The sequence below is a fragment of the Patescibacteria group bacterium genome (genome assembly GCA_038064855.1).
Taxonomy (GTDB): Bacteria; Patescibacteriota; Minisyncoccia; order Ryanbacterales; family GWA2-47-10b; genus SICQ01.
In genome coordinates this window covers 21,589-44,389 of sequence record JBBTSE010000007.1, presented here as the reverse complement: position 1 = coordinate 44,389, position 22,801 = coordinate 21,589, and the positions used below count along the sequence as shown (strand labels likewise).

Here is a 22,801-nt window from a genome sequence, read left to right as displayed (position 1 = left end):
CCCTAGCAGGTGGAAGGGCTTTTTTCAATATGGTAGAGTAGTCGTATGCCAGAGGTACTTGCGGTGATTTTACCCTTCTCAAAGCTCGCGCGTGAATTATATTTCACCGATGTTTTTGATGTACTCATGGTCACCGTCATCATGTACGCGGGACTCATGCTCTTTCGGCGCACGCGATCAAACTCGGTATTTGCGGGTATCGCGATCGTAGTCGGTATTTATGCCTTCTCGCAAGTATTCAATCTCTATCTAACCTCGCTCATACTCCGCGCATTCTTTGGCGCATTCATCGTAGTGCTCGTAGTAATCTTTCAGGATGAACTGCGTAGGTTTTTTGAATTTCTCGCACTCCTTGGCACGCGCCGCGAACAGCGCGACGAAGCTATGGAAGTCTCGCCACTCATCAACAGCTTGTTGCAGGCCGCGACTAACCTTGCGTATCGCAAGATTGGCGCACTCGTCATCATCGCTGGCGCGGAAAATATCGACCGGCATGTTGAAGGTGGGCGTGTGGTTGACGGCATCGTCTCACAAGAACTACTCGAGAGTATTTTTGATCCGACCTCACCCGGACATGATGGTGCCGTCATCATCAGACACAATCGTATCGCCATACTGGGCACGCACCTGCCGCTCTCGCATGATTTCGATCAAATAGGCAAATTTGGCACGCGACATGCAGCGGGCCTGGGTATCGCCGAACGCTCTGACGCGCTCGCACTCATCGTATCGGAAGAACGCGGGCAGATATCAATCGCGCAAAACGGTAAGCTCGAAACCTTTGATGACATCGGCAAAGTAGAAGATAGAATGCGAGATTTTTTCCGTGTAAAATTTCCGCGCGAGGCCTCACCCATTTGGCACAATATCGTACGCAGAAATACGAAAGAAAAAGTGGGCGCACTCGCGATCTCTCTGGTTCTTTGGTTTTTCTTGGTGTACCAAACGGGTACGATTAGGCGTGATTTTGTTGTACCCATCACCTATCGCAATCTGAGCGAAACGCTGGTGGTAGAAAACTCAAACCCCAAAACGATCACGATCACACTCGAATCGCGCGGACGCGCGTTTGACCAACTTGACCCTGCATCACTCGAAGTATTGGTTGACGCAATCGGGTTTGCTCCCGGCAAACGAAAACTAGTCATCGATGACAATATGGTCAAACGGCCTCTGACCTTTTCAGTCATCTCACTCTCCCCGCCAAACATCCAGCTGACCATCGGCAAATCTCCTGAAGTAATAGAAGTCAATCTAGTACCCGAGCGCCCCTAGCGCGTCATTGACAACCCTCCCGCGCGGGGGTTTACTTGACATGGAGAAGGAACCGCGAGGTTCCTTTTGTGTTTAGAACCTTTCAAGCCAAGTAATATGGAGGGGATGTGAAAAAAGAGGGCCTCGCAACCAACAGCGCCCGAGCACGGCTTGCCAAGCTCATACCACCGCAGTACTGTGCTCATCTGCCTGACGCAGATTACCGCGCCATACGATTCTACCGGCACCCGAACGTCCGCGTCCTCGATGACGTAGCGCATGACCAGCTTGAGCTGGAAAAAGGCGTGATCGTCATCATGTGCCCTGACGGCGACCGGTTTTTGGGTGGACTCCTGTCTATCGCAGGCATGTTCGCCACCAAGCACCGGTGGAGCACGCGCATCGCAAGCTGGATGAAGCGTACCTCGCTACTCTTCATCTGGGCGTTCCTGTACATCTACCCACGCATGCACGTGATGAGCTGGCATGCGGGCGCGCACCGACTGGTACGCGGATCACGTACCAACATCCAAGGCCGCGCGACCGACAAGGACCTGCTCGCCGAAATCATGGACGCGATCGCGCTCAAGGGCATCTACCAGATCGTATTGTTCGACCACTGCTCATGTCTCAAGCTCGCCAAGCACAAGTTCACTATCGATGAGCAATTCCATGACCTCATCGTCGCTCGCGACCGGATCGTCGCCGAATACGAAAGAGTCCGTACGGCAGAAGCCGTCAGACTCGCCGAAAATGGTGAGCTGGAAAAGGCGACATCTCTTCCGCGGCTCAAGGTGACCTGCATGTGTCAGGTCGACTACGGCAAAAAGTCCGGCTGGTGGCGACGGCGCAAACTCCGCACCTACTACCTCGATCCCAAGCAGCTCACGGAAGTCGATGCGACGAAAGTCGATCCGAGGCGCAACCCCAAGATCGCCGACGTTCTCACCGAATACATCATGGCCGCCTAGGCGACCACAACGCACAAGGCCCACGCAATAGTATTGCATGGGCCTTTTTTCTTTTTCTGCTAAGTATTATTGATACTCGTGCGCGACGTTGAGATCAAACCCGAGCTTTTCGAGCGCATCGGCGGTATGAGGAAATACCTGATCATTTTTTTCGAGCCTCTTGAATGCATGACTCTGACGCAAGATATGAATCGTTAAATCATTGGCTCCGGTGATATATACTTTTCTGCCGCGTTGCTCGATGATTGAGATAATTTCATCAAACGCGTCAACTCCATCAAGATCGACGAAATACAATTCTCGCAGACGCAAAATGATATTTTCATACCCATTGAGATTGAGTTCAAATCGCGAGATGTGCGCCTGACTATCAACATAGGTCAAATGCCCCTTGATAGAATATACCAGCGTGTGAGAGTTTTGTGTGATCTGGCCAATGTCATGACCAGAGAGCCGGCCTACGATTTTTTTGTTGGTATCGTTGATTACAAGATCAAACTGACCGCGCGAGAGCGTATCAAGAAAGAGTACGAGCGACACCGCAGCACCCACCAAGATACCAGCGATTGGATCTTCATAAATAGTGATGCTGGCGACCACAAGCGAGATGATAAAACTCTTTTTATCAATCACCCACATGCGGCGGAAATGCTCGCGCTCAACCATACGCACCGCGACTGTCACCAATATCGCCGCGATTACCGCGAGCGGTATATATTGAAACGACGATAAAAGCGCAAACGAGATAAGGGCCACGAACAACGAGCTCATCACCGCGGATGACTTGTGTGTGCCGCCGCTTTTGATATTGAGCGCGGTACGCGCGAGAGCGGCAGTAGCGGGAATGCCACCGGCGAATCCTGATGCAAGGTTTGCGAGGCCCAACCCCAACATTTCATTGCGTTTGTTGTGCTTGGTCTTGGTCATGCCATCAGCGATTTTTGCCGAAAGCATGGTCTCTAAAATAGCGATAAGCGCGATCGTCGTCGCGACAACAAACAAAGATCGGTCAATGTGGAATTGAAAAGAATACGGCAAGAAAAGCCGTGGAGCAATATCAGCATAGCGCATGCCGAGTGTTTGTAACCCCAAAGCTACTGTACCTGTTGCAGACAAATATCCGAGAAGAATACCGAAAGGCGTCAAAATAACAGCCGCGGGCAAATGCGGCATTTTCGGTATCTTCTTCCAAACGCGCTCGATCGTAAACATTAAAAAAAAGAAAGTGGCGAAAGTGAGAATAGCAGCAAGAGACGAATCGCCGATGTGGCGGAAAGATTCAATAAGGTTGTCGATAAAAGCTTCATGCTTGGGAAGTCCTGACAGCCCGAACGCAAAGTTAAACTGATTGAGCCCAATGATAAAGGCAACACCGAGTGTAAACCCTTGTATAGTGTTTGCGGGGATATAGATCAAATAACGTTCCAAGCGAAAAAACCACGCCACCAAGATAAGCGCTCCAACCAGCATTGAGAGAAGCCACAAACTATTGGCGCCGTGTATAAATACAAATGTTGCTAGTAAGCCCGAGAGCGCGCCCGTGGGACCGGTAATATTGTAATTACTGCCACCAAAAATACCTGCGATGACACCCGCCCAGATAGCGGTCACGATGCCTTGGGTTGGTGTAGCTCCTGCAGCAACTGCGAGTGATATAGAAAGAGGAATAGCGACCAGCGAGACTGTAAGCGCGGCTTTCCAATTGTGCTTTGCTTCTGCAAAAAAATGGGAAAATCCTGAAGGCGTATGTCTTTCCATAAAAGAAGGATTTAGTTGATAAGCAATATAAGCTCGTTCTGATCGTTCATCTCTAAAAATCCTGATTCAATCGGTATATCGCGTCTGTCGCCTGCCACCTGTTCGATAGTCATAACTCCCTTGGCAAGTACCGTCATGAGTGGATGATGGTGATCGAGCACCGTGATCTCACCTAACGCGCTTTTTGCATTGAGTGATTTAGCATCGCCTTCAAACTCAATACCTCGAGGTGAGAGAATGCGCAACATCATACAGACTCCTCGCCGAGCGCGCCCTTCATATAGAAGAAGTCTTCGGGCTTGTCATCATACTCGCCTGCCAATATTGCTTTGAAACTCTCGATTGTTTTGGCGAGCGGTACAAACTGACCTGAGATGCCGGTGAATGTCTCGCCCACAAAAAATGGCTGAGACAAAAAGCGCTGAACCTTGCGTGCGCGCGATACCAAGAGTCGATCTTCGTCAGAGAGTTCTTCAAGACCCAAGATGGCGATGATATCTTGGAGTTCTTTATAACGCTGGAGCACCTGCTGTACACCACGCGCCGTATTGTAGTGCTCTTCACCTACGATCTTGGGATCGAGCGCGCCTGATGATGATGCAAGCGGATCGACCGCGGGATAGATACCGATCTCAGTAAGTGCGCGGGAGAGTACAATGGTCGAATCAAGGTGCGCAAATGACGCGGCAGGCGCTGGATCCGTAATGTCATCTGCCGGTACATAAATCGCCTGCACGGATGTGATTGAACCTTTTTTGGTCGATGTAATGCGTTCCTGTAATGCGCCCATCTCGGATGCGAGCGTTGGTTGGTATCCTACCGCAGACGGCAGACGACCCAACAATGTCGATACCTCGGAGCCCGCCTGACTAAAACGAAAAATATTGTCGATAAACAACAGCATGTCTTTTTGTTCTTCATCACGAAAATATTCAGCCATGGTGAGTGCGGTGAGTGCCACACGCAAGCGCGCACCGGGTACTTCATTCATCTGACCGAAGACGAGCGCGGTTTTATCGAGAACACCTGACTCCTGCATTTCTTTATACAAGTCATTGCCCTCGCGTGTGCGTTCGCCTACCCCCGCAAATATTGACGCGCCGCCTGACTCTTCGGCCACATTGCGGATGAGCTCCATAAGCAATACGGTCTTGCCTACACCGGCACCGCCAAACAGACCGATCTTGCCACCTTTGATAAAGGGCGCGAGCAAGTCGATGACTTTGATGCCAGTTTCAAATACTTCGGTCTTGGTTGACTGCTCGTCGAGTCCGGGGGCGGCACGGTGAATGGGCCAGCGTTTTTCAAACACCATGTCTTTTTTCTTGGCATCGAGTGGGCGGCCCAATACATCGAACAAATTGCCGAGTACCTCTTTGCCTACAGGCACCATGACTGGCGCGCCCGTATCGCGCACCGCTGTACCGCGTATCAAACCGTCTGTGCTCGAAAGTGCCACCGCGCGTACGCGGCCGGGCTCGAGGTGACGCGCGACCTCCGCTACAATCTCGCCGCCTGCAGACTCAATGACAAGCGCGTCCAATAAACGCGGGAGTTTTACTTTGTCAGGAAACTCTACATCGACGACAGGACCGATAACTTGAATAATTTTTCCGTTGGTGATCATGCGTTCTCCAGTGCATTTTGTGTGCCGGTAATCTCGATGATTTCTTTAGTGATAGCTGCCTGCCGCGCTTTGTTATATGAAAGGGTCAGGGCGCTCGCAAGATCGTCAGCGTTGTCCGATGCGGTCTTCATAGCGACACGACGGGCTGAATGCTCCGACGCGTTTGCCTCTAACACCAAATGATACACCTGCATGCGGAGCAAATATGGCATCAGTATATCAAATAAAACTTGTGGTGACGGTTCAAGGATATATGAAATATCGCTGATATCGCGCGCCGTATCTTTTGCTATCTGGGCGTATCGGCCACGCTCGGGTGTAATCTCACGAATGGTTTCCTCTAACTTTTCAAAATTGGTCGGTAAGAACTCGCGTACCGACACATCTTGTTTGAGGGTTGTACGGAAATGCGTAGAGATGGTAAGTACACGATCCCACTCCTGACCGGCAAATCCGCGCACTACCACACCAGCTACATGTGCCACCTCATCAAACGCGACGATGTCGCCAAATCCTGAAAAACTACCAGCAAGCTCGAGTCCGCGCATTTGCGCGTAGCGCTCTACTTTTTTGCCAATAGCCAAAATCGCTACGGGATTTTTTGCTGATTCTCTGTTGATAAGAATTTCAGCAGCACGCAACACCTGAGCGTTGAACGCGCCCGTGAGCCCCCTATCAGACGCCATCACTACGATGAGTGTTTTTTTGACGGGACGCGCAGTCGTCCACGGTGTCTCGCCTGCGAGTTTTGCTACCTTACGCAAAAGTCGCAACGCCTCGATAGCATACGGACGCGTGCGGAGTGCTACCTCTTGGGATTTGCGCATTTTGGTCGCTGACACCACCTCCATCGCCTTGGTGATGGTACCGACATTTTTTACGGCGGCTTTGCGTGTTTTAAGACTTTGGAGCGATTCCATATTATTTTGTAAACACTTCTATAAACGATTTGATAGCACCCACCAGCGCGGCTTCGGTCTCGTCATCAATCATACGAGTTGACGCGATCTTTGTGAAAATATCGCCTTGCATTGATTCGATATACTGCAACAAGCCCGCCTCAAACTCTTTAATGCGAGGGCGTGGAATCTCATCGACATACCCACCGAGTGCGGCAAACAAGATAACCGCTTCGCGCTCAAACGCGAGCGGTTGGAGATCAGACTGCTTGAGCACTTCGGTCAAAATCTGCCCACGGTGAATTTTTGCTTTGGTAGCATCATCGAGGTCAGATGCAAACTGCACAAAGGCCTCAAGCTCACGAAATTGCGCGAGCTCAAGACGCAAACGGCCTGCTACTTTTTTGATCGCCTTAGTTTGTGCTGCAGATCCCACACGCGAGACCGAAAGACCTACATTGACCGCGGGGCGCAAACCCTTGGTAAACAAATCGGATTCAAGATAAATCTGCCCGTCAGTGATGGAGATGACATTGGTAGGCACATACGCCGAGATGTCACCGAGCTTGGTCTCGATGATGGGGAGCGCAGTCAGCGACCCGCCACCAAACTCGCGCGAGAGACGCGCGGCTCGTTCAAGTAAACGCGAATGCAAAAAGAAAATATCACCTGGATACGCCTCGCGTCCTGGCGGACGGCGCAACAAGAGCGAGAGCTCGCGATACGCGTCAGCGTGTTTTGAAAGATCGTCATAAACAACCAGCACATCTTTACCCTGATCCATAAAATATTCGCCGATAGCACACCCAGCGAATGGTGCTAAATACTGCAATGCCGCAGGAGCTGATGCCGGTGCAGAAACCACAATAGTATATTTAAGCGCGTCAGCTTCTTCGAGTACGCGTATGATGCGCGCGATCTTTGCGCTCTTCTGACCGATCGCTACATAGATACAAATGGGGCGATTTGATTCATTTTTCTGATTTAAAATAGTATCGATAGCAATCGCGGTCTTACCAGTCTGACGATCGCCAATAATAAGCTCGCGCTGCCCTCTACCAATCGGGATCATCGCATCGATAGCTTTGATGCCGGTATGTAATGGCACATTGACTGATTCACGCGCGACGACTGATGGTGCCTTGCGCTCGAGTGGCGCGGTTTCTGCATCATCAATATCTTTGAAAAGTGCGCCTTTGCCGTCGACGGCAACTCCCAACGGACTGACGGCGCGACCGATCATCTCTTTGCCGACAGGGATCGAAAGGATCGCACCCGTACCGCGTACCTTTGCGCCAACGCGCACAGCAGTCGGCTCACCGAGCAACACCGCACCGATAAAATGTTCTTCGAGGTTAAACGCGACAGCAAAAATATCACCGTCGGGCGTCTCGACGACCAAAAGCTCTTGCGATTGTGCTTTGGAAAGCCCTGAAATTTTAGTGATGCCGTCACCAGCTTCTACGACCGTACCTACCGCCTCCAAGCTAGGTTCGTCACGAAAACCGGCGATTTCTTTTTTTAGTTTTTCAACAAGGTCGTATTGCATAATTATTATTTAACGAAAAAGTTTTTTGATGCGTCGCGCAGCAGTCTGATCAAACTCGCGTTCACCATCAATAGTAATACGCACGCCAGCCGCGAGCTCGGGTTCGGTACGAAAGACTACTTCATCATGTTTTGTAAAAAGGGTGCGAAACGAATCGAGTATAGATTTTTTGTGACGGCGTGCAAATGCTATCTCGACAAGCCTACCGCCCACGCGTCTGCGCAGGGTCTCACGCACCGCCTCTATAATCTCCGGCACGCGACGAACATCCCCCCGTCTTCGTACCGCGGCAAAAAATCGCTTGATGATACCTTCATGAGCCGCCGCAGACGCGCCCGCGAGTGACTCAATAAGTGCCTTGGCATAGATACGAGGAGTGTACTTCATAGCGCTTTTTGTTTGCGTATATAGGTGACCGCCTCACTGATAAGCTTGTCATCTACCTTGGCGGGCTCAGTCTCGATCGCTTTTGCAAGAGCATTGCGTACGAGTGAGCGCGCGGAATCTGCAAATTTTTCAAACTCTTCGCGTTCTCGCTGTGCTATCACTTCAAGTGCCGCGCGGCGCAATTCTTCCGCGCGCGTGTCGGCTTTGTGAACGATATCGGTGGCGCGCACCTCTGCCTTTTGCTCTGCACCACGAATGATAGCAAACGCCTGTTTGTCCGCCTCAAGCGTGCGTTCGTGTAAAACCGCGTCAATCTCACCGAGTTTTTGCTTTGCCTCATCGGCGTCATGCAAGCCTTCTTCTATCTTCTCACGACGATCGCGCATGATACGCAAGAGCGGACGCCACACCAAGAATGTGAGTGCAGTAAGCAAGACAAAAAAGTTCGCTCCTTGCGATAGCAGAAGTTTCCAGTTGATGCCCAGCTGGCTCGCAAGCTCACTCATAGATAGCGTTTTTTATTTTGTTATTCGACGAATTTGATGACCAACGATACGACAAGCGCATAAATAGCGATTGCCTCTGCGAACGCGATTGCCAAGATCATGGCAGTCTGAATCTTTGGTGCTGCCTCAGGGTTGCGGCCCATGGCATCGACACCCTTAGAACCCATCCAACCAATTGCGATCGCGGGTGCGATAGTGCCTACGCCCATGATAAATGCGATCGACATCATTTTTACTACTTCGGGACTCATTGCTTCCATATTAGTATTTTTTCAAAAGTGATAAGTAATGACCTTTTATCTCGCTTAGTGGGATGCTTCTTTGTTTACCGCCATCGCGACAAAAACCATTGTCAGCATGGCGAAAATAAACGCCTGAATAAATCCTACAAAAACTTCAAGGAAAAGAAACGGGAGCGGCACACCGTACGGTACCAAAAATCCGATAATGATGAGCAGCACCTCGCCCGCAAATACATTGCCGAAGAGTCGAAACGAGAATGAGATTATCTTAACAAATTCAGCGATAAATTCAAGGAGACCCACAAAGGTCAGTATGGGGTTTTTGAGTGTAAAATATTTTGAAAAGTGACGCGTAAAACCTATGGCGAGTACGCCAAAGAATTGTATCGAGAATACTGATATGATAGCGAGCGCGATGGTGAAATTAAGATCAGCCGCCGGCGCACGCAAGAGTGGCACAAACAGATGATGGCCATCATGTACCGCATGAATGCCCAGCGAACCCACGATGGGCAAAAGGCCGAACCAATTGGAAATCATGATAAACAAAAAAATAGTCGCGATAAGTGGAAAATATTTTTCTGAGGCATGACGGTTGCCAAAAACCGAATCCATGACACCCAAGAGCCACTCCATCAAAAGCTCAAACATACTCTGTAGCTTGCCAGGTATAATCGAAATCTTTCTATATACGAGCATTGCTACAAATAACAAAACGACAAGCGTAATGACCGAAAGCAAAAAAGAATTCGTCACAGAAAATGTGCCGATATGAAAAAGTTCCTCTGCTTTGATGGAGATTTCAGTCATGAATATGACTATCATGCCAAAAAATAAGCATGTTTGACTATTGACTTTTAGTTAAAAATATAGTATAGTGCTTCTATAGAGGAGGATGGTACTTTGGCAAAACAAAGCGAGTACGAGGAACCGCCGTGCCCCAACCATAGCAAGGCCACCGAAGAATGCAGTACGCTCTGCATCCAACCAGACGCACATGCTAAGCCCCTTGGACCCGAACGACTTGGTAACTGCGTAGAGCACGCCCTGCCGCTCAAGCGCGGCCTTCTGCGCAGATTCCCCCAGCGGGTGCTGTGCCGCGGATGCCTCGCCAACTTTTGACCTCGCCCAAGGCGAGCAAGCCCGCCCCAGCCGCTTACGATCATCAGATCGTAAGCGGCTTTCACTTTTTATGCAGAAAGCTTATATATCATATCTTTGCGCTCGACAACAATCTCCCAACCATTGCGCCGAGCCGCCTGATACATTTTTTTATTTGGATTAAAACAAATAGCGCGATCTACTTTTTTGAGTACTGGGATATCCGCCTCCGTATCCCCTACCCCCACCGAACCCTTGAGGGTGAGATTTTCTTTGGCGACCGCGCGTAGAAGAAGTTTTGCCTTATCAGTCGCTAGATCCGCATTGAGTACCTTGCCCGTAAACCTACCCTTGCCGTCAAGCTCGTACATACGACCGTACACTTTATCAAAACCATACTCGCGACAAAACAAATCCAAAATATCTTTTGGTGAATTTGAGATCGCAAGTAAAAAATAATTTTTGCGCCCTAACTCGCTCAATAGTTCACGCGTAAAGCGGTAGGTACGGTGCTTATGTATATCAATCACCTGTTGCGAGATGCGCAATAATTTGTCTGATGATAATCCGCGGATATGAAGAGTAAACGCACGCACCACCGCCATGATGTATGCCTCGTAGTCACCCTTACGATCAAGCCAATCAACTTTTGCCTTGGCATATACGCGCGCGGCACTCTTGGGAAATACGCGTTCTGCGATCAGCGTATCGACAAGCTCAATGAGTAAGCTTGAGCGAAAGATCGTACCGTCGACATCAAATACCGCGACTTTGCGCATGCGTTATATTTCTATATTCATGGTGGGCTTTTCGCTGGTTTTGCCGTAGCCGCATTGTGGGCCGGGGTCTTGCACGCGCGTACCGTCGGTGGCTACTACCAAACCCTCTAGCGCATGCCAATGATCAGCGCCACAGCCAACTTCACTTTCAATTTTTAATTGATCTACGGGCAAATATTTGCCGTTGTATTGGATTACTTTTATTTTCTTTTTTTGGACTTCTATTATATCCGTGCCAGTTCCACCCGTAGTATCTCCTGCTGGTGGAGGAGGAGATATGCGTGGATCAGTCATGGGAGGCGGGGGAGATTTCTTGTCTTCAGGGCATTTGAGTGCGCCTGGTTTGCCGTCAGCGCCATTGGGCTTGCCGAGGCCGCCTTTGCCGCCGCCGCCAGGTCCGCAACCGTCACCGCCTTTGCCGCCATTGCCACCCGTCTCGTCTTGCACGATGCCATCGGCACCGTCACCAGTAGTTCCTTTGCCTGCCTTGCCTATCTTGGCGACCGCATTGCCACCGTTGCCGCCACTACCACCTTTCGGTTTGAGCGGGCAGCTGCCGCCAACGCCACCTTCAGCCGCGCGTGCATTGGCATCGCCACCATCGCCACCTACTGCTTCACCCGCTGCACCAGTCACTTTTAGTGAAGCGTCACCTCCTTTGCCGCCGGTCGCATTGGCACTGCCACCTTTGCCACCATGGCATTTGCATCCGCTACCGTTGCCGCCCTTGCCAGGCTTGGCGACAGCCAAACCACCTTCACCGCCTTCGACTTTTTCAACCACCACACTCGCGAGACCCTCTACTGCACCCAAGGCCGCAAGTTCTTTTTTATTTTTGCCACCATCGCCGCCCGTGGCAATCGCGTCGCCACCTTTGCTACCGGGGCATGCGTCAGTACCGGGCTTACCGATGGCTGTGGCAAAACCGCCCTGACCACCCACGCCTGGTACGATATGAAAACTATTGATGACAATCTTGTCGCCGGCTGTCATTTTGAAATTGCCAGCAGCACCGCCTGCGCCACCGGTCGCCTGGCCCGGATCGCAATCAGCAGTAGTTTCCGCATCCCCTCCCTTGCCGCCGTCACCGAGTTCTAACCTAAAATTATCAATCGTGATATTTGCCGCGTTCACACGCATGCGAAATGCGTCTTCACCTTTGCTACCGCGCGCGCTACATGACTTGCCGATGTCATCATCGCCGTCTCTACCATCGGGGCCGAGTAGGTGAAAATCTTTTATCGCGACATTGCCCTTGTCTCCGAAATCAAAATTGAGCAAAATCTTTTTAATATCTTTTGGTGGCGTAGGCACCGAGACGCCACTTGGTGAGGCGCCTCCATTGCCAACAGTCCACCGACCGCTCAACAATACTTGAGGCAACAGATTACCGTCTTTATCGCGCGCACCCTGTGCATGCGCCTCGCGAATCAAACCAAGTGATGAAAAATCTATCGGTTGGCCGTTGAGACTAATCTTTTGCGTCGCACCTTCGATAAACGGACCTACGCGCGTACCCGCACCCGTGTTGGTACCCGCCTCGATAAAGAGCGCATCAATCTCGCCTTGCGTCTTTTTCGCCGCAGATACGCTCGAGACAATCTGCACCGAACCGTTTGATATAACCTCGGCATCCTTACTAAATGTCACGGGACCGGCGACCACGAGCAACACGCCTGAGCCGTCAGTACTATTGTCAGGCCGCATACATTCGATGCGCTGATTGACCTCGAGCGCACCCGTGACCGATATCATTATGGGGCCATCATCGCACGAGAGTACACCATCAATCTTGAGATCACCCTCAACCGCAACCGATGCGCCTTTTTGCAACACCATCTTGTGGTCCGTGGCGATAACCTGATTGCCAGTGAACTTGGTATCAGTCGCTATAGGGTCAATAATGAGTTTTTCTTCGGGCGCGTTTTTATTGCTGCCCACATACCAATACCCGCCAATTGATACAAAAAGTACGACAAGGACAATGAGGATTTTTTTATTCATAGCAAGTTAAGAAAGCTGGTAAGCGATTACCCATAGACTAGCAAAAAAGGCCGTCTCGCGTCCAAGCGTTAAAAAATAGACTGATAATCAGCCTATTTGTCAAGATTTTTTATTCGCGGATCTTATACCCAATCTTGAAGAGATACCACACCCAGTAGCCGAGGCCGAGGATGAGTCCTACGGTGAGTGTCATACCCACAAGCATATTTGATTCGGAAATGCCAAGCATCGTATAGCGGAGCCCATCAACAAAATAGAAGAACGGATTGAGACGCACAATCCACTGGAGAAATGGCGGCATCATGTGTATTGAGTTAAATACCCCGCCCAAAAAAGTTAGTGGAGTAATAATGAAAATACTGGGCAATGAAAGTTGCTCAAAATTTTTCGCCCACAACGCGACCAACATACCCGCGAGTGAGAAAATGGTCGAGATGGCCGCAGCATAGATCAGCATCAAGAAAAAGTGAGCAATAGTTGCTTGTGTAAAGAATACGCCGATAGCATATACACCGGCACCTACGATGACGCCTCGCACGACGCCTCCTGCCAAAAATCCGATAATCATCTCAAGATACGAGAGTGGTGCTACCAAAAGCTCATCGATGGAACGAAACCATTTCATAATGTAGAGCGATGTCGAGGTATGCGAAAATGCCGAGTTCATAATATTCATCATCACAATGCCTGGTAGCACAAAATCGATGTACGACACGCCCGCGATCGTATCAATGCGCTGACCTACGATATGCCCAAAAATTAAAATATAGAGAAGTGCGGAAATCCACGGTGCGCCAAGCGTCTGAATCCATACGCGAAACATGCGCCCCGTCTCGCGTGCGACAAATGTTTGTAATCCTATCCAGTTTGGCTTGTTCATAATGATTTGCCGTCTTTGGTAATTTCCAAGTATGTCTGTTCAAGTTTTCTGCCACCCGAGGTAAACTCGCTCTTGTCCCCTATTGCTGCGATTTTACCACCATTGATAATCGCGATACGGTTGCACAAAAACTCTACCTCTTCTAAATAATGTGAAGTAAGTAAAATAGTCTTGCCGGCTTTATTGAGATCTTGTAGATATCGCCACAAGTCATGACGCATCTCAACATCCACGCCAGCGGTCGGCTCATCGAGGATCAAAAGATCGGGATTGTGTACCATGGCGCGCGCGAGCATTACGCGGCGCTTGAGCCCCCCTGAAAGCTCCATAAAACTTTTTTTACTATGCACACCGAGCTCAAAGCGTTCGAGTACATCATCAACACTCTTTTTACGCGAAGCGCTTGAGATGCCATAATAACCACCTACATACCACAAAATATCATACGCAGTCGCAAAAATATCGACATTGAAATCTTGAGGCGCCAGACCAATCTTTTTGCGCGCCTCGCGATAATCTGCCACTACATCGATACCAAACACTTTGATGGTACCGCCCTGAAATGACGCAATGCCAGTTGTGCATTTGATCGTTGTCGTCTTACCCGCGCCATTAGGGCCTAGGAAACCGAAAAACTCCCCCGGCTCTATTGAGAACGAGATTTCTTTGACCGCATCGGTAGATCCGTACGATTTACGCAAATTTTGTATGTCGAGTGCTTTCATAAAAATTATTTTATGGTAGAGCCCGGTGGTACCTCTCTATCAGGAGTTAAGAGCACCGGCACATCGGCACCTGCGGCCAACAACATACCCTGGCTCTCTAGCCCCATAAGTTTTCTTGGTTCAAGGTTGATAACCACCACAATCTGACGACTAATCAAATCTTCGGGTGTATACCCTTTGCCGATGCCCGCTACAATCTGGCGAGGTTTTTCGATACCTGCCTCGTCAGTCTCGCCTACATCGACTGAAAAACGAATCAACTTATCAGAACCTTCAACGCGCTCAGCGGCACGGATAGTACCTACGCGCAGTTCTGTCTTTATAAAATCTTCGTATGAGATCATTGTGTCTTCTATAATGCTATGCCGAGTGGTGTTTTGGCAACACTTAGATACACCCCGCGCGAATCTCATCACGCACGCGCGCGACCGTAGCGTTGAAATAAAACAGATTGTGCATCGAGAGCAGTGACATCGCGGTCATCTCGCCCGCGCGCCAGAGGTGTGTAATATACGAACGCGAATAGGTCTTGCATACTTCGCACGCGCATTTTTTATCAAGAGGCTTTTGATCTTTGAGGTATGCGACTTTCTTCATATCAAGCTTGCCGGTACTGGTATACGCAAACCCGCGGCGTGCGTAGTGCGTCGGCACGATACAATCAAAAGTGTCCGCGCCCGCTTTGATAATCGGTACAATGTCTTCAGGGTAGCCAATGCCGAGGAGATGGCGCGGTTTATCTTCAGGTAGCTCATCGACTACCCAACCGACCATACGCGTCATAGCACTCTTGTCATCGCCAAACTCGCCACCGATACCAATACCATCAAACGGCAACGCGCCCGTAAAACGCGCGCTCGCACGGCGCAAATCCTCAAACTTGCCACCCTGCACAATGCCGTAGAGAGCCTGCTTTGATGTCTTCTTTTTATATTTGAGACAAAGTGTAGCCCACAGGTGACTGCGCTCGAGCGACCGCTCGGTATACGCATGGTCGGCAATGGGCGAGGTACATTCGTCAAAGGCAAAAATAATATCAGCGCCGAGCTGTTCTTGGATGCGCATCGATTCACGCGGACCAATAAAAATCTTGGCGCCATCAATCGGTGAGCGAAACTCGACACCTGCGTCAGTGATGCGCAATTTTTGCGGCTGTTGGCCGGTTTTGATCACTTTATTGCTTTTTTCTTTGAGCATTTTGCCCGTACCAAAATCCTGTCCGAACCCGAGACTAAATACTTGAAACCCGCCCGAGTCAGTCATGAGCGGCCGTGGCCACTGCATAAACTTGTGAAGCCCGCCCGCGCGCGCAACTGTTTTTTCACCAGGGCGCAGATGAAGATGAAAAGTATTGGCAATCAAAAGCTGCGCGCCAGCTGCGAGTGCGTCTTTTGATGTCAGCGTTTTGACAACCGCGCGCGTAGCTACCGGTACGAACGCGGGCGTCTCAATCTCGCCGTGAGCGGTGCGCAAAATCCCGAGTCGAGCTCGGGATTTTTTTGATTTTTTTGTGATACGAAAAGAAAACATTATCGGGCAATCATACGGCAAAGTGTCGTCTTACTCAAGCTTGCCGCCACGCCAGACAAGGATTGAGAGCTTGTCGGTAGGAATTGCGAGCGGGCGATTTTTATAGGTAAACGAAAGACCTACTTGCTGTTGCCAGTTATCAATCACGAATAAATCTTCTCTACTCTTGCCTTTGAAGTGTCTAACATCAACGCCTGCGGGAATATTAGAAATACCGACACGGTACATATAGACAGGGTTGCGCGCCCACCAGTTTTTTTCATTGCGTTTTTCAACGATCATTTGTACCGCCACATTGAGTACTCCAGCTACTTCCTGACCTGTCTCAAATGGACGCATGATGTCGAGTTTCGCGCCGAGTAAAAATGCTTGGCGTTCTAAAACATAACTATTCGCCACCCCCCAATACGCGTGGCCACCGTTTGACTCCCCCAAAAACATCGGCTGACTATTGAGTAAGTAACGCCCAAAACTCGGAAAGCGCGTGCGCGTTCCGGCAGGATCGATCGTATCGTTTGCGTCGTTTACAAAACCGCTGATCAAAAATGCGCGCGGATAGATATCGTGCACGCCCTCGATGACAGACTCTGCGGGCAACCGATCTTGCAATAGGCGCGCGACAGAGAGCATGTCGCCAAAATCTTGACGCGCGTAAATATCGAGATAATGTGCATTGGCCTTATACTCGTCGCGATTGCGCGCAACCCAATCAAGAAGATGCGCGGTGTTGGCAGTATTTTCCGTACCATCAGGATTAAAGAGTGGACCACCCTCGGTAATCAAATGTGGCCGTGAATAATATCCTATGCGTCCACCAGCCGCCGTGGTCGATGCCGCAAATGTCGGCAGCGTAGGAAGATAACGAGAGTGCATCTGACTCATATCAATACAACAACCGACCAATTCGCCCGGCAATGGTGGCGGCACCGCATACTGTGGCGGCCCTGCGTAGGTACTCATCTGACCCCAAAACTGCATCCAAGGAAAATATTTGTGAGTTTTATTCCAAAGAGTCTGGAGATCGTTGCTATTAAACGCGGTACGATTTTCAAGCTGTACATTAATCCAGCCGTGTGAATTATTGATCCAATCAGGATATGTTGGTTTTTCGATTCTCGCGATTTTCAATTGACGGTCAAGCCACGTGCGATATTTATCGAGCGCTGTCTGCCAAGGTTCTGCAGCACCCGCCGTCTTCTTCTTTTTTACTTTTGCTATCAAAGCAGAGTATGTGGTCGGCGTATTGAGTGGTACGTCTTGCTCATAGCGCAACACCATACGGTTGAGCGAATAGAGTGGCGTGACAGTGCGCGGAGGCCAATTTGCGGCAGCAAGAATCTTTGCCTCAATATCATTGGCTGCGACTAACAGTGGCGCATAGGTAGGCCCTGGATATTCCCAACCCTGCCAACCCCACTCGATGAGGCCTTTGTCTTGCTGGGCCGCACCCAACATAAGCGTATGGTAAATAACGGTATCGGCGCGCAGAGGATCAGAACTAAGTGGATTGCGTGTCATCTCCCATGGGAAATACACTTGGTTGATTGTGCGCACTTTAGTCTTTAGCGTAAGTTGCCACTGGTCACGCCCTGCGCGAATGACTGTAGCGTCGATATCTATATCACTCACCGTGCCGCTATCGGGCACTGGGTATTGTTTAAGTACGCTATCAGAAAATTTAACCGCGAAACTCGGATACTTGCTGGGCAACACTGATGCGGCTAGTGGCGCGAATGTCACCGGTACATCATCGGCCGCGAGAGCACTCATCTCTGCTACATCCTCAGATACAGTACTACTCAATACTTCTGCAAGACCAGCATCAACCGCCGAAAGATAGATATCATACCGCCAACCTACAAACGCAGCAAAAAGAAAAACAGAACATGCGAGCGCAACTACGATGATACGACTATCAAGTACTCGATACATTAACTTTAGTATACCTCTATCCCAACAAATGTTCTATTTTAGCCGCGAGAATAAAATCATTTTCCGAAAGGCCTTTGATGGCATGCGTCCAAAGCTCAATGGTCACTATACTATATGATATATGAATATCAGGATGATGTCCTTCATGTTCAGCTAAATCCGCTACTTTATTCACAAATCCGATGGCGTCACGAAATGTACCGAACTCAAATATACAACTTATTTTAAGAGCATCGGATGAAAGGTCCCATGTCGCACGGAGATCGGAGACTTGGCGTATCGCCTGCTCGCGCGTAAGTGGCTGGGTACCGCCTTCGCACGGCGCACATTTTTTATCGAGGAGTGACTCGGTCATTACTTATAGTATTGCATGACCTAGAAAAACGGGCAAAGAAGAAATTATGCAAGAGATTGACTTTTTAGTCAAAAAATCTTACGAATAGAAAAGAAGGGAGTACATGATGAGAACCAAAAAACCGTGCTCGCCCAACGGCTATCACGATATGCGCGTCGTCTCCATGCAACGCATCAGCCACGCCGAAGATTCGGAGATCGCAGGGCTCGGCCGCCTCTACGCGAAGTGGGACGAGGTCCGCACGCGCGAGCGTTGCCTATCGTGCAAACTCGAGCGCACCATCACCACGCGCGAAAACTTTCGCCAGCATCACAGCCCGCCACCCACCTAGTGGCGGCTTTCTTTTTCCAGAGCTTCAATCACCTCTTTGCTGTTCATATACTTATAGAAAATACCTACGACAACGAGTGCTACGAGCGAAAGCACCAATGCGTACGCGCCGAAAATATCTTCCGTTTTGCCAAAGAAATACCCAATAGCCAAAAAGATAAGTGACCACAACCACGATGACACAAAAATAATCGGTACAAAGAGCGCGCGGTTCATATGAGATAAGCCTGCAGGAATAGGTGCGAACACTTTGATGGCTGGGAGCATCTTTGCCAAAAATAAAAACCACGCGCCACGCCTGCGAAATGCGATGACTACTTTTTTGACCTCGCGTTCGGGGAACATCGCCCATTTGGTAATGTACGAAAGACCATACGCTCGCACCACTTCGTAGAGCATGATATTGCCGATCGTATTACCAAGCGCTCCAATAAGAGAGACGAAGATAATATTGAGATGACCGAGTGATACGAAATACCCGGCGACGATATATAAAATCTGACTCGACGGAAAGCTAATAAAACCATTGGCGATCATCAGCAAGAAAACGCCCAGATACCCAAGCGCCTGCAAAATCGATTCAAATGGTACAGCAAACATATTTGTATTGTTCTTGATTAAAAAGAAAAACACCAGCTCCCCTGCGGGAAACTGGTGATGATTGTCGTCAGACGGCCTCGCCATCCTTGATTGGAGGCTTCTCTGCTGTGACAAAGATGTACTCGAGGAGTCCTCGCTCGTAGAGTTTGAGTACTGCGGTATCGATGATCGATCCACCCACGACGCCCTGCCAAAAACCCCTCACCTTCATGGTCTGCCACAAAGCTTCTGACTGGCGATGATCGGCGACGTAGCCGGGAATCACATCAGCCCCACGGCGCTCGACATGAATCTTGTAGAAACCCGCGTTACGAAGACGGCGAATGTATCCATCGCGCCCGTAGATGTTTTTCTCCGGCACATGCCAGAGGCGAGCACCTTGCCGCACCAGCATGCGCTCAAAGAAGGTTGCGGGATCGCGCTCGAGCGAGTAGTCAGCGAGCACGATTCGTCCGCCCGGCTTGAGCACACGATACGCTTCGTGAAAGAAGCGTTCCCGCGTATCAAAATGAGGCGGAGACTCGAGCCCGATGACGTGAGTGAACGACGCCTCAGAGAACGAAAGTGCCGTAGCACTCCCATGCTGAAACATCATCTTGGTCTCGGGTACGCCCATCCGTGCGGCGCGTTCTTGCGCGCGGCGCACGTGGGCATAGGTCACATCGATCCCCACGATCCGATCAGGCGCCCAGCGCTCGAGCCAGACGATGTCTTGGGTTCCATTGCCGAAGCCCACATCGAGCACGATGCTCTGGCGCGTAAACTCGGCGAGTTTACCCATGTAGTAAGCCTCTTCAAGGGTGGCTTCCTCGTAGGTCATGCCGACGCGCGTGCGAAGGCCAAACGACAGAAATCCCCCGCGCACATCGTGGTAGCTATCGCCACCCGTGCTATAGAACCGCTCAACTTGTCGCTCCTGCGATCCGTCAGGCCAGTGCTCGCGCCCTCCTCGGCGTGGCAATACCTGCGTACGACCTAAAGCCTGCATCTATACCTCCTTGGTTAGGAACAAACCTTTTGCGATTATACCACGGATAAACAGTAAAGGCGAGCCCTCTATCGGATCAGCATCGCATCACCAAATGAATAGAACCTAAACTTTTTGCGTATAGCGATTTTATACAAATCCGCGATACGACGTTTTGCACGCTTGTGCTGCAACAATGCATCAACAAGCAACATGAGTGATGATTGGGGTAAATGAAAATTTGTAATCAGCCCGTCAATAATACGAAATCGAAATGGCGGGTAGATAAAAATATCAGTAGCGCCGTTGCCAGCTCGTAGAGCACCTGCGCGCGCCGCACTCTCGAGCGCTCGCACAGCGGTAGTGCCTACCGCGATGGTGGGATAGCCGCTTTTCTTTTGAGTAGTGATGCGGCGCGCGGCCTCTGATGATATCTCATAATATTCAGTAAATAGTTTTTTGGTGCGTAGCTCGCGCTCGCCAAATGGCGCAAAGGTGCCCATACCTACATGGAGCGCTATACGAGCTGATTCAATATGCTTTTTTTTGAGTGAAGTAAAAACATTCGGAGTAAAATGCAGTGACGCGGTAGGGGCGGCGACTGACGCGGCCTGCTTTGCAAACACACTTTGATATCGCTCACGCAGTACACGCTCGGACATATTGCCGCCTGCAAGATACTTTGGTATTGGCGTCTCACCCGCGCGCTGCAAAAACCCGATGAGCGCGTCACGCGAAATACTTGGCTTGAGAAAAAAGATTTTATCTTTTTGATCTACTACTTTGAAAAAATGCCGCGCATCGGCACGCAGTATCTGACCGACCGTCACCTTACGATCAACAAGCGCCCTAAGAGACCCGTGCCCTTGCCATTCATTGATAAGTAATAACGCTATCACCTTACCGCCTGTCTCTTTGGTGAGCGAGAGGCGCGCTGGCACTACTTTGGTCTCGTTAAGCACAAGCAATGTTTTCGCAGGCAAATACTGTGCGATATTATGAAATGTATCGAACGCGATCGTGTCAGTCACCGTGTCATATATAAATAACTTGGAGCGATCGCGTACGCTCGCGGGTCGCCGCGCGACCAATGATTCAGGTAGACGATACTCATACCGACTCAAATCGGCACTGTTCATAAAAGTCCGTGCGCGCCCAGATAGACGGCGATAGTAGCGGCAGTCTCTGCGCGCAATACTAATCCTCCCAAGCTTGCGATGACGCACCCGGCATCATGCGCGCCTGCCAGTTCTTGGGCGTCCCAACCTCCTTCGGGGCCTACAAACAACGCTATCGAAGTACCTTTTTTTGCGGTAGGTATATCGGTAAGCGCAATACCAGAGCTATCAAAAAAAACTACGCGCCCTGCCGCTTTTGCCGCGTCGAGAGCTTCGCCAAAAGTCATCATATCTTCAAGTACCGGCGTATGTGCTCTACCAGACTGTTCGGAGGCCTCGCGCATAATCGTCTCGAGACGCGCTCGCTTCATACCTTTTTTTACCGTACGCGCGGACTCAATAGGCACGATGCGCGCGATCCCCGCCTCGGTCGCCTTCTGGACGACAAATTCAAAGTGTTCATGTTTGAGCATTGATGCGTAGAGCGTCGCCTCGATGGGCACTTCGCGCGTGACGGTCGCACGATCCAGAAGCTCAACAGACACCGAACGCGTTCCATATGCGAGTATCTTCGCGCGCGCCTCGCTACCCTTGCCATCACCCAAAACAATCTCTTGGCCTTCCCGCAGACGCAATACATTTTTGCACTGATTGAAAAATGCCCCATCGCGTACAAGAAGATGAGAATCTGCAAGATTAAACGAACCGATAAACCGGTGTTTTCTACTCAAAGGTAAGTGGAATGACGAGCGCGTCATCATGTTCAGGCATACCTGAAGGATTGTCTTTATGCAATGTGAGCGTGCCATTGTTTGTCGTGGGTGTACCTGAAAACGCGAGAGTCGCCACATACGGCACGAACTGAGTGGTCATCCACTCGCCCTCTGCTTGCGCGACACCTTCGGCAAGGACAGCGCCGTTGCCATCTTTGAGTACAATGGGAAACGATGCTTCAAAAAACCAATTGCCACGCGCCTCTCCTTTGACCAACAAGGGCACACCCTTTTTGATAGCGCTACCGGGACGCGGCCAATTGATACGAATTAAATCGATCTTATCGATCTCGTTGCCGACATCTTTGGCAAATGACTTTGAACCCGCATGACATTGTGGTGGATATGATTCGGAGACTGGAAACCCGAGGCGAACGCAATCATCAAAAGTATTTACCGCCTGCACCTTTTGCCACGCAAATACCATGCACCAATCATCTTCGCATGCGAACAAGAAAAATCCTACGACGACGATACCGAGAGCGACAATGCCTAAAAGAATTTTTGAATTCAT

General features: G+C 50.1%; 25 protein-coding genes. 3 read left to right on the top strand and 22 right to left on the bottom strand.

Going from position 1 to position 22,801, the window contains the following annotated elements; all coding sequences use genetic code 11:
* Nucleotides 1–45: 45 nt before the first annotated feature.
* Together AAB417_02345 and AAB417_02340 are read left to right on the top strand one after the other, a co-directional pair.
* Nucleotides 46–1,275 carry a diadenylate cyclase gene (locus AAB417_02345; GenBank protein ID MEK7630841.1) on the top strand — a complete coding sequence of 410 codons (1,230 nt, stop codon included), beginning with the start codon at nucleotides 46–48 and terminating at the stop codon, nucleotides 1,273–1,275.
* Nucleotides 1,276–1,382: 107 nt separating this feature from the next.
* Entirely contained in the window at nucleotides 1,383–2,225 is an 843-nt protein-coding gene (locus AAB417_02340) for a hypothetical protein (protein MEK7630840.1), read from the top strand.
* Between the two features lie 66 nt (nucleotides 2,226–2,291).
* Here the strand turns inward: AAB417_02340 and AAB417_02335 are convergent, their stop codons facing one another.
* The 17 genes from AAB417_02335 to AAB417_02255 all read right to left on the bottom strand — a co-directional run bounded on the left by AAB417_02335 (nucleotide 2,292) and on the right by AAB417_02255 (nucleotide 18,499).
* A complete protein-coding gene (locus AAB417_02335; GenBank protein MEK7630839.1) occupies nucleotides 2,292–3,983 on the bottom strand; it encodes a SulP family inorganic anion transporter in 1,692 nt (563 codons plus the stop codon).
* 11 nt (nucleotides 3,984–3,994) lie between these two features.
* A complete protein-coding gene (locus tag AAB417_02330) occupies nucleotides 3,995–4,234 on the bottom strand; it encodes a F0F1 ATP synthase subunit epsilon (GenBank protein ID MEK7630838.1) in 240 nt (79 codons plus the stop codon).
* On the bottom strand, nucleotides 4,231–5,607 hold the full coding sequence (gene atpD / locus AAB417_02325) for a F0F1 ATP synthase subunit beta (GenBank protein ID MEK7630837.1): 1,377 nt from the start codon (nucleotides 5,605–5,607) through the stop codon (nucleotides 4,231–4,233). The genes AAB417_02330 and atpD overlap by 4 nt, the downstream gene beginning before the upstream one ends.
* On the bottom strand, nucleotides 5,607–6,530 hold the full coding sequence (atpG, locus tag AAB417_02320; protein MEK7630836.1) for an ATP synthase F1 subunit gamma: 924 nt from the start codon (nucleotides 6,528–6,530) through the stop codon (nucleotides 5,607–5,609). The genes atpD and atpG overlap by 1 nt, the downstream gene beginning before the upstream one ends.
* Nucleotide 6,531: 1 nt before the next feature.
* The gene (gene atpA, locus AAB417_02315) at nucleotides 6,532–8,058 is read right to left on the bottom strand and encodes a F0F1 ATP synthase subunit alpha (protein ID MEK7630835.1); all 1,527 of its coding nucleotides are present in this window, start codon (nucleotides 8,056–8,058) and stop codon (nucleotides 6,532–6,534) included.
* Between the two features lie 9 nt (nucleotides 8,059–8,067).
* A complete protein-coding gene (locus AAB417_02310; GenBank protein MEK7630834.1) occupies nucleotides 8,068–8,445 on the bottom strand; it encodes a F0F1 ATP synthase subunit delta in 378 nt (125 codons plus the stop codon).
* Nucleotides 8,442–8,951 carry a hypothetical protein gene (locus AAB417_02305; protein MEK7630833.1) on the bottom strand — a complete coding sequence of 170 codons (510 nt, stop codon included), beginning with the start codon at nucleotides 8,949–8,951 and terminating at the stop codon, nucleotides 8,442–8,444. The genes AAB417_02310 and AAB417_02305 overlap by 4 nt, the downstream gene beginning before the upstream one ends.
* Nucleotides 8,952–8,971: 20 nt before the next feature.
* Nucleotides 8,972–9,211 carry an ATP synthase F0 subunit C gene (atpE, locus tag AAB417_02300; protein ID MEK7630832.1) on the bottom strand — a complete coding sequence of 80 codons (240 nt, stop codon included), beginning with the start codon at nucleotides 9,209–9,211 and terminating at the stop codon, nucleotides 8,972–8,974.
* Between the two features lie 45 nt (nucleotides 9,212–9,256).
* Entirely contained in the window at nucleotides 9,257–10,003 is a 747-nt protein-coding gene (gene atpB / locus AAB417_02295) for a F0F1 ATP synthase subunit A (GenBank protein MEK7630831.1), read from the bottom strand.
* A 380-nt stretch (nucleotides 10,004–10,383) separates the two neighbouring features.
* Nucleotides 10,384–11,073, bottom strand: coding sequence for an HAD-IB family phosphatase (locus AAB417_02290; protein MEK7630830.1), 690 nt, complete (start codon nucleotides 11,071–11,073; stop codon nucleotides 10,384–10,386).
* Between the two features lie 3 nt (nucleotides 11,074–11,076).
* Nucleotides 11,077–13,077, bottom strand: a complete 2,001-nt coding sequence (locus tag AAB417_02285; protein ID MEK7630829.1) for a hypothetical protein — start codon at nucleotides 13,075–13,077, stop codon at nucleotides 11,077–11,079.
* 109 nt (nucleotides 13,078–13,186) lie between these two features.
* Nucleotides 13,187–13,957, bottom strand: coding sequence for an ABC transporter permease (locus AAB417_02280; GenBank protein ID MEK7630828.1), 771 nt, complete (start codon nucleotides 13,955–13,957; stop codon nucleotides 13,187–13,189).
* Nucleotides 13,954–14,682, bottom strand: coding sequence for an ABC transporter ATP-binding protein (locus AAB417_02275; GenBank protein ID MEK7630827.1), 729 nt, complete (start codon nucleotides 14,680–14,682; stop codon nucleotides 13,954–13,956). The genes AAB417_02280 and AAB417_02275 overlap by 4 nt, the downstream gene beginning before the upstream one ends.
* A 5-nt stretch (nucleotides 14,683–14,687) precedes the next feature.
* Nucleotides 14,688–15,095: a methionine--tRNA ligase subunit beta gene (gene metG, locus AAB417_02270; GenBank protein MEK7630826.1), complete on the bottom strand. Its 408-nt coding sequence runs from the start codon at nucleotides 15,093–15,095 to the stop codon at nucleotides 14,688–14,690.
* Entirely contained in the window at nucleotides 15,070–16,212 is a 1,143-nt protein-coding gene (tgt, locus tag AAB417_02265; protein MEK7630825.1) for a tRNA guanosine(34) transglycosylase Tgt, read from the bottom strand. The genes metG and tgt overlap by 26 nt, the downstream gene beginning before the upstream one ends.
* Nucleotides 16,213–16,242: 30 nt before the next feature.
* Nucleotides 16,243–18,144 (bottom strand): hypothetical protein, encoded by a 1,902-nt coding sequence (locus tag AAB417_02260; GenBank protein ID MEK7630824.1) that lies wholly within the window; start codon nucleotides 18,142–18,144, stop codon nucleotides 16,243–16,245.
* Nucleotides 18,145–18,160: 16 nt separating this feature from the next.
* Nucleotides 18,161–18,499: a 4a-hydroxytetrahydrobiopterin dehydratase gene (locus tag AAB417_02255; protein MEK7630823.1), complete on the bottom strand. Its 339-nt coding sequence runs from the start codon at nucleotides 18,497–18,499 to the stop codon at nucleotides 18,161–18,163.
* Between the two features lie 103 nt (nucleotides 18,500–18,602).
* Here AAB417_02255 and AAB417_02250 point away from each other — a divergent pair, with 103 nt between their 5' ends.
* A complete protein-coding gene (locus AAB417_02250) occupies nucleotides 18,603–18,830 on the top strand; it encodes a hypothetical protein (GenBank protein ID MEK7630822.1) in 228 nt (75 codons plus the stop codon).
* On the opposite strand, the gene AAB417_02245 is transcribed toward AAB417_02250, so the two are convergent.
* From AAB417_02245 to AAB417_02225, 5 genes are all read right to left on the bottom strand, one after another.
* Nucleotides 18,827–19,429: a DedA family protein gene (locus AAB417_02245; protein ID MEK7630821.1), complete on the bottom strand. Its 603-nt coding sequence runs from the start codon at nucleotides 19,427–19,429 to the stop codon at nucleotides 18,827–18,829. The two genes, AAB417_02250 and AAB417_02245, sit on opposite strands and share 4 nt — an antisense overlap.
* Before the next feature lie 67 nt (nucleotides 19,430–19,496).
* On the bottom strand, nucleotides 19,497–20,417 hold the full coding sequence (locus AAB417_02240) for a methyltransferase domain-containing protein (GenBank protein ID MEK7630820.1): 921 nt from the start codon (nucleotides 20,415–20,417) through the stop codon (nucleotides 19,497–19,499).
* Nucleotides 20,418–20,485: 68 nt separating this feature from the next.
* Nucleotides 20,486–21,535: a tRNA preQ1(34) S-adenosylmethionine ribosyltransferase-isomerase QueA gene (gene queA / locus AAB417_02235; GenBank protein ID MEK7630819.1), complete on the bottom strand. Its 1,050-nt coding sequence runs from the start codon at nucleotides 21,533–21,535 to the stop codon at nucleotides 20,486–20,488.
* On the bottom strand, nucleotides 21,532–22,245 hold the full coding sequence (locus tag AAB417_02230; protein MEK7630818.1) for an RsmE family RNA methyltransferase: 714 nt from the start codon (nucleotides 22,243–22,245) through the stop codon (nucleotides 21,532–21,534). Before AAB417_02230 ends, queA begins: the two co-directional genes overlap by 4 nt.
* Complete coding sequence (locus tag AAB417_02225) at nucleotides 22,238–22,801, bottom strand: Gmad2 immunoglobulin-like domain-containing protein (protein MEK7630817.1); 564 nt, start codon at nucleotides 22,799–22,801, stop codon at nucleotides 22,238–22,240. Before AAB417_02225 ends, AAB417_02230 begins: the two co-directional genes overlap by 8 nt.

Coding starts and splice junctions, on each gene's coding strand:
- AAB417_02345 (MEK7630841.1), top strand. CDS start 46: ATGCCAGAGGTACTTGCGGTGATTTTACCCTTCTCAAAGCTCGCGCGT.
- AAB417_02335 (MEK7630839.1), bottom strand. CDS start 3,983: ATGGAAAGACATACGCCTTCAGGATTTTCCCATTTTTTTGCAGAAGCA.
- AAB417_02330 (MEK7630838.1), bottom strand. CDS start 4,234: ATGATGTTGCGCATTCTCTCACCTCGAGGTATTGAGTTTGAAGGCGAT.
- atpG (MEK7630836.1), bottom strand. CDS start 6,530: ATGGAATCGCTCCAAAGTCTTAAAACACGCAAAGCCGCCGTAAAAAAT.
- atpA (MEK7630835.1), bottom strand. CDS start 8,058: ATGCAATACGACCTTGTTGAAAAACTAAAAAAAGAAATCGCCGGTTTT.
- AAB417_02310 (MEK7630834.1), bottom strand. CDS start 8,445: ATGAAGTACACTCCTCGTATCTATGCCAAGGCACTTATTGAGTCACTC.
- AAB417_02305 (MEK7630833.1), bottom strand. CDS start 8,951: ATGAGTGAGCTTGCGAGCCAGCTGGGCATCAACTGGAAACTTCTGCTA.
- atpE (MEK7630832.1), bottom strand. CDS start 9,211: ATGGAAGCAATGAGTCCCGAAGTAGTAAAAATGATGTCGATCGCATTT.
- atpB (MEK7630831.1), bottom strand. CDS start 10,003: ATGACTGAAATCTCCATCAAAGCAGAGGAACTTTTTCATATCGGCACA.
- AAB417_02290 (MEK7630830.1), bottom strand. CDS start 11,073: ATGCGCAAAGTCGCGGTATTTGATGTCGACGGTACGATCTTTCGCTCA.
- AAB417_02285 (MEK7630829.1), bottom strand. CDS start 13,077: ATGAATAAAAAAATCCTCATTGTCCTTGTCGTACTTTTTGTATCAATT.
- AAB417_02280 (MEK7630828.1), bottom strand. CDS start 13,957: ATGAACAAGCCAAACTGGATAGGATTACAAACATTTGTCGCACGCGAG.
- AAB417_02275 (MEK7630827.1), bottom strand. CDS start 14,682: ATGAAAGCACTCGACATACAAAATTTGCGTAAATCGTACGGATCTACC.
- metG (MEK7630826.1), bottom strand. CDS start 15,095: ATGAGATTCGCGCGGGGTGTATCTAAGTGTTGCCAAAACACCACTCGG.
- tgt (MEK7630825.1), bottom strand. CDS start 16,212: ATGTTTTCTTTTCGTATCACAAAAAAATCAAAAAAATCCCGAGCTCGA.
- AAB417_02260 (MEK7630824.1), bottom strand. CDS start 18,144: ATGTATCGAGTACTTGATAGTCGTATCATCGTAGTTGCGCTCGCATGT.
- AAB417_02255 (MEK7630823.1), bottom strand. CDS start 18,499: ATGACCGAGTCACTCCTCGATAAAAAATGTGCGCCGTGCGAAGGCGGT.
- AAB417_02250 (MEK7630822.1), top strand. CDS start 18,603: ATGATGAGAACCAAAAAACCGTGCTCGCCCAACGGCTATCACGATATG.
- AAB417_02245 (MEK7630821.1), bottom strand. CDS start 19,429: ATGTTTGCTGTACCATTTGAATCGATTTTGCAGGCGCTTGGGTATCTG.
- AAB417_02240 (MEK7630820.1), bottom strand. CDS start 20,417: ATGCAGGCTTTAGGTCGTACGCAGGTATTGCCACGCCGAGGAGGGCGC.
- queA (MEK7630819.1), bottom strand. CDS start 21,535: ATGAACAGTGCCGATTTGAGTCGGTATGAGTATCGTCTACCTGAATCA.
- AAB417_02225 (MEK7630817.1), bottom strand. CDS start 22,801: ATGAATTCAAAAATTCTTTTAGGCATTGTCGCTCTCGGTATCGTCGTC.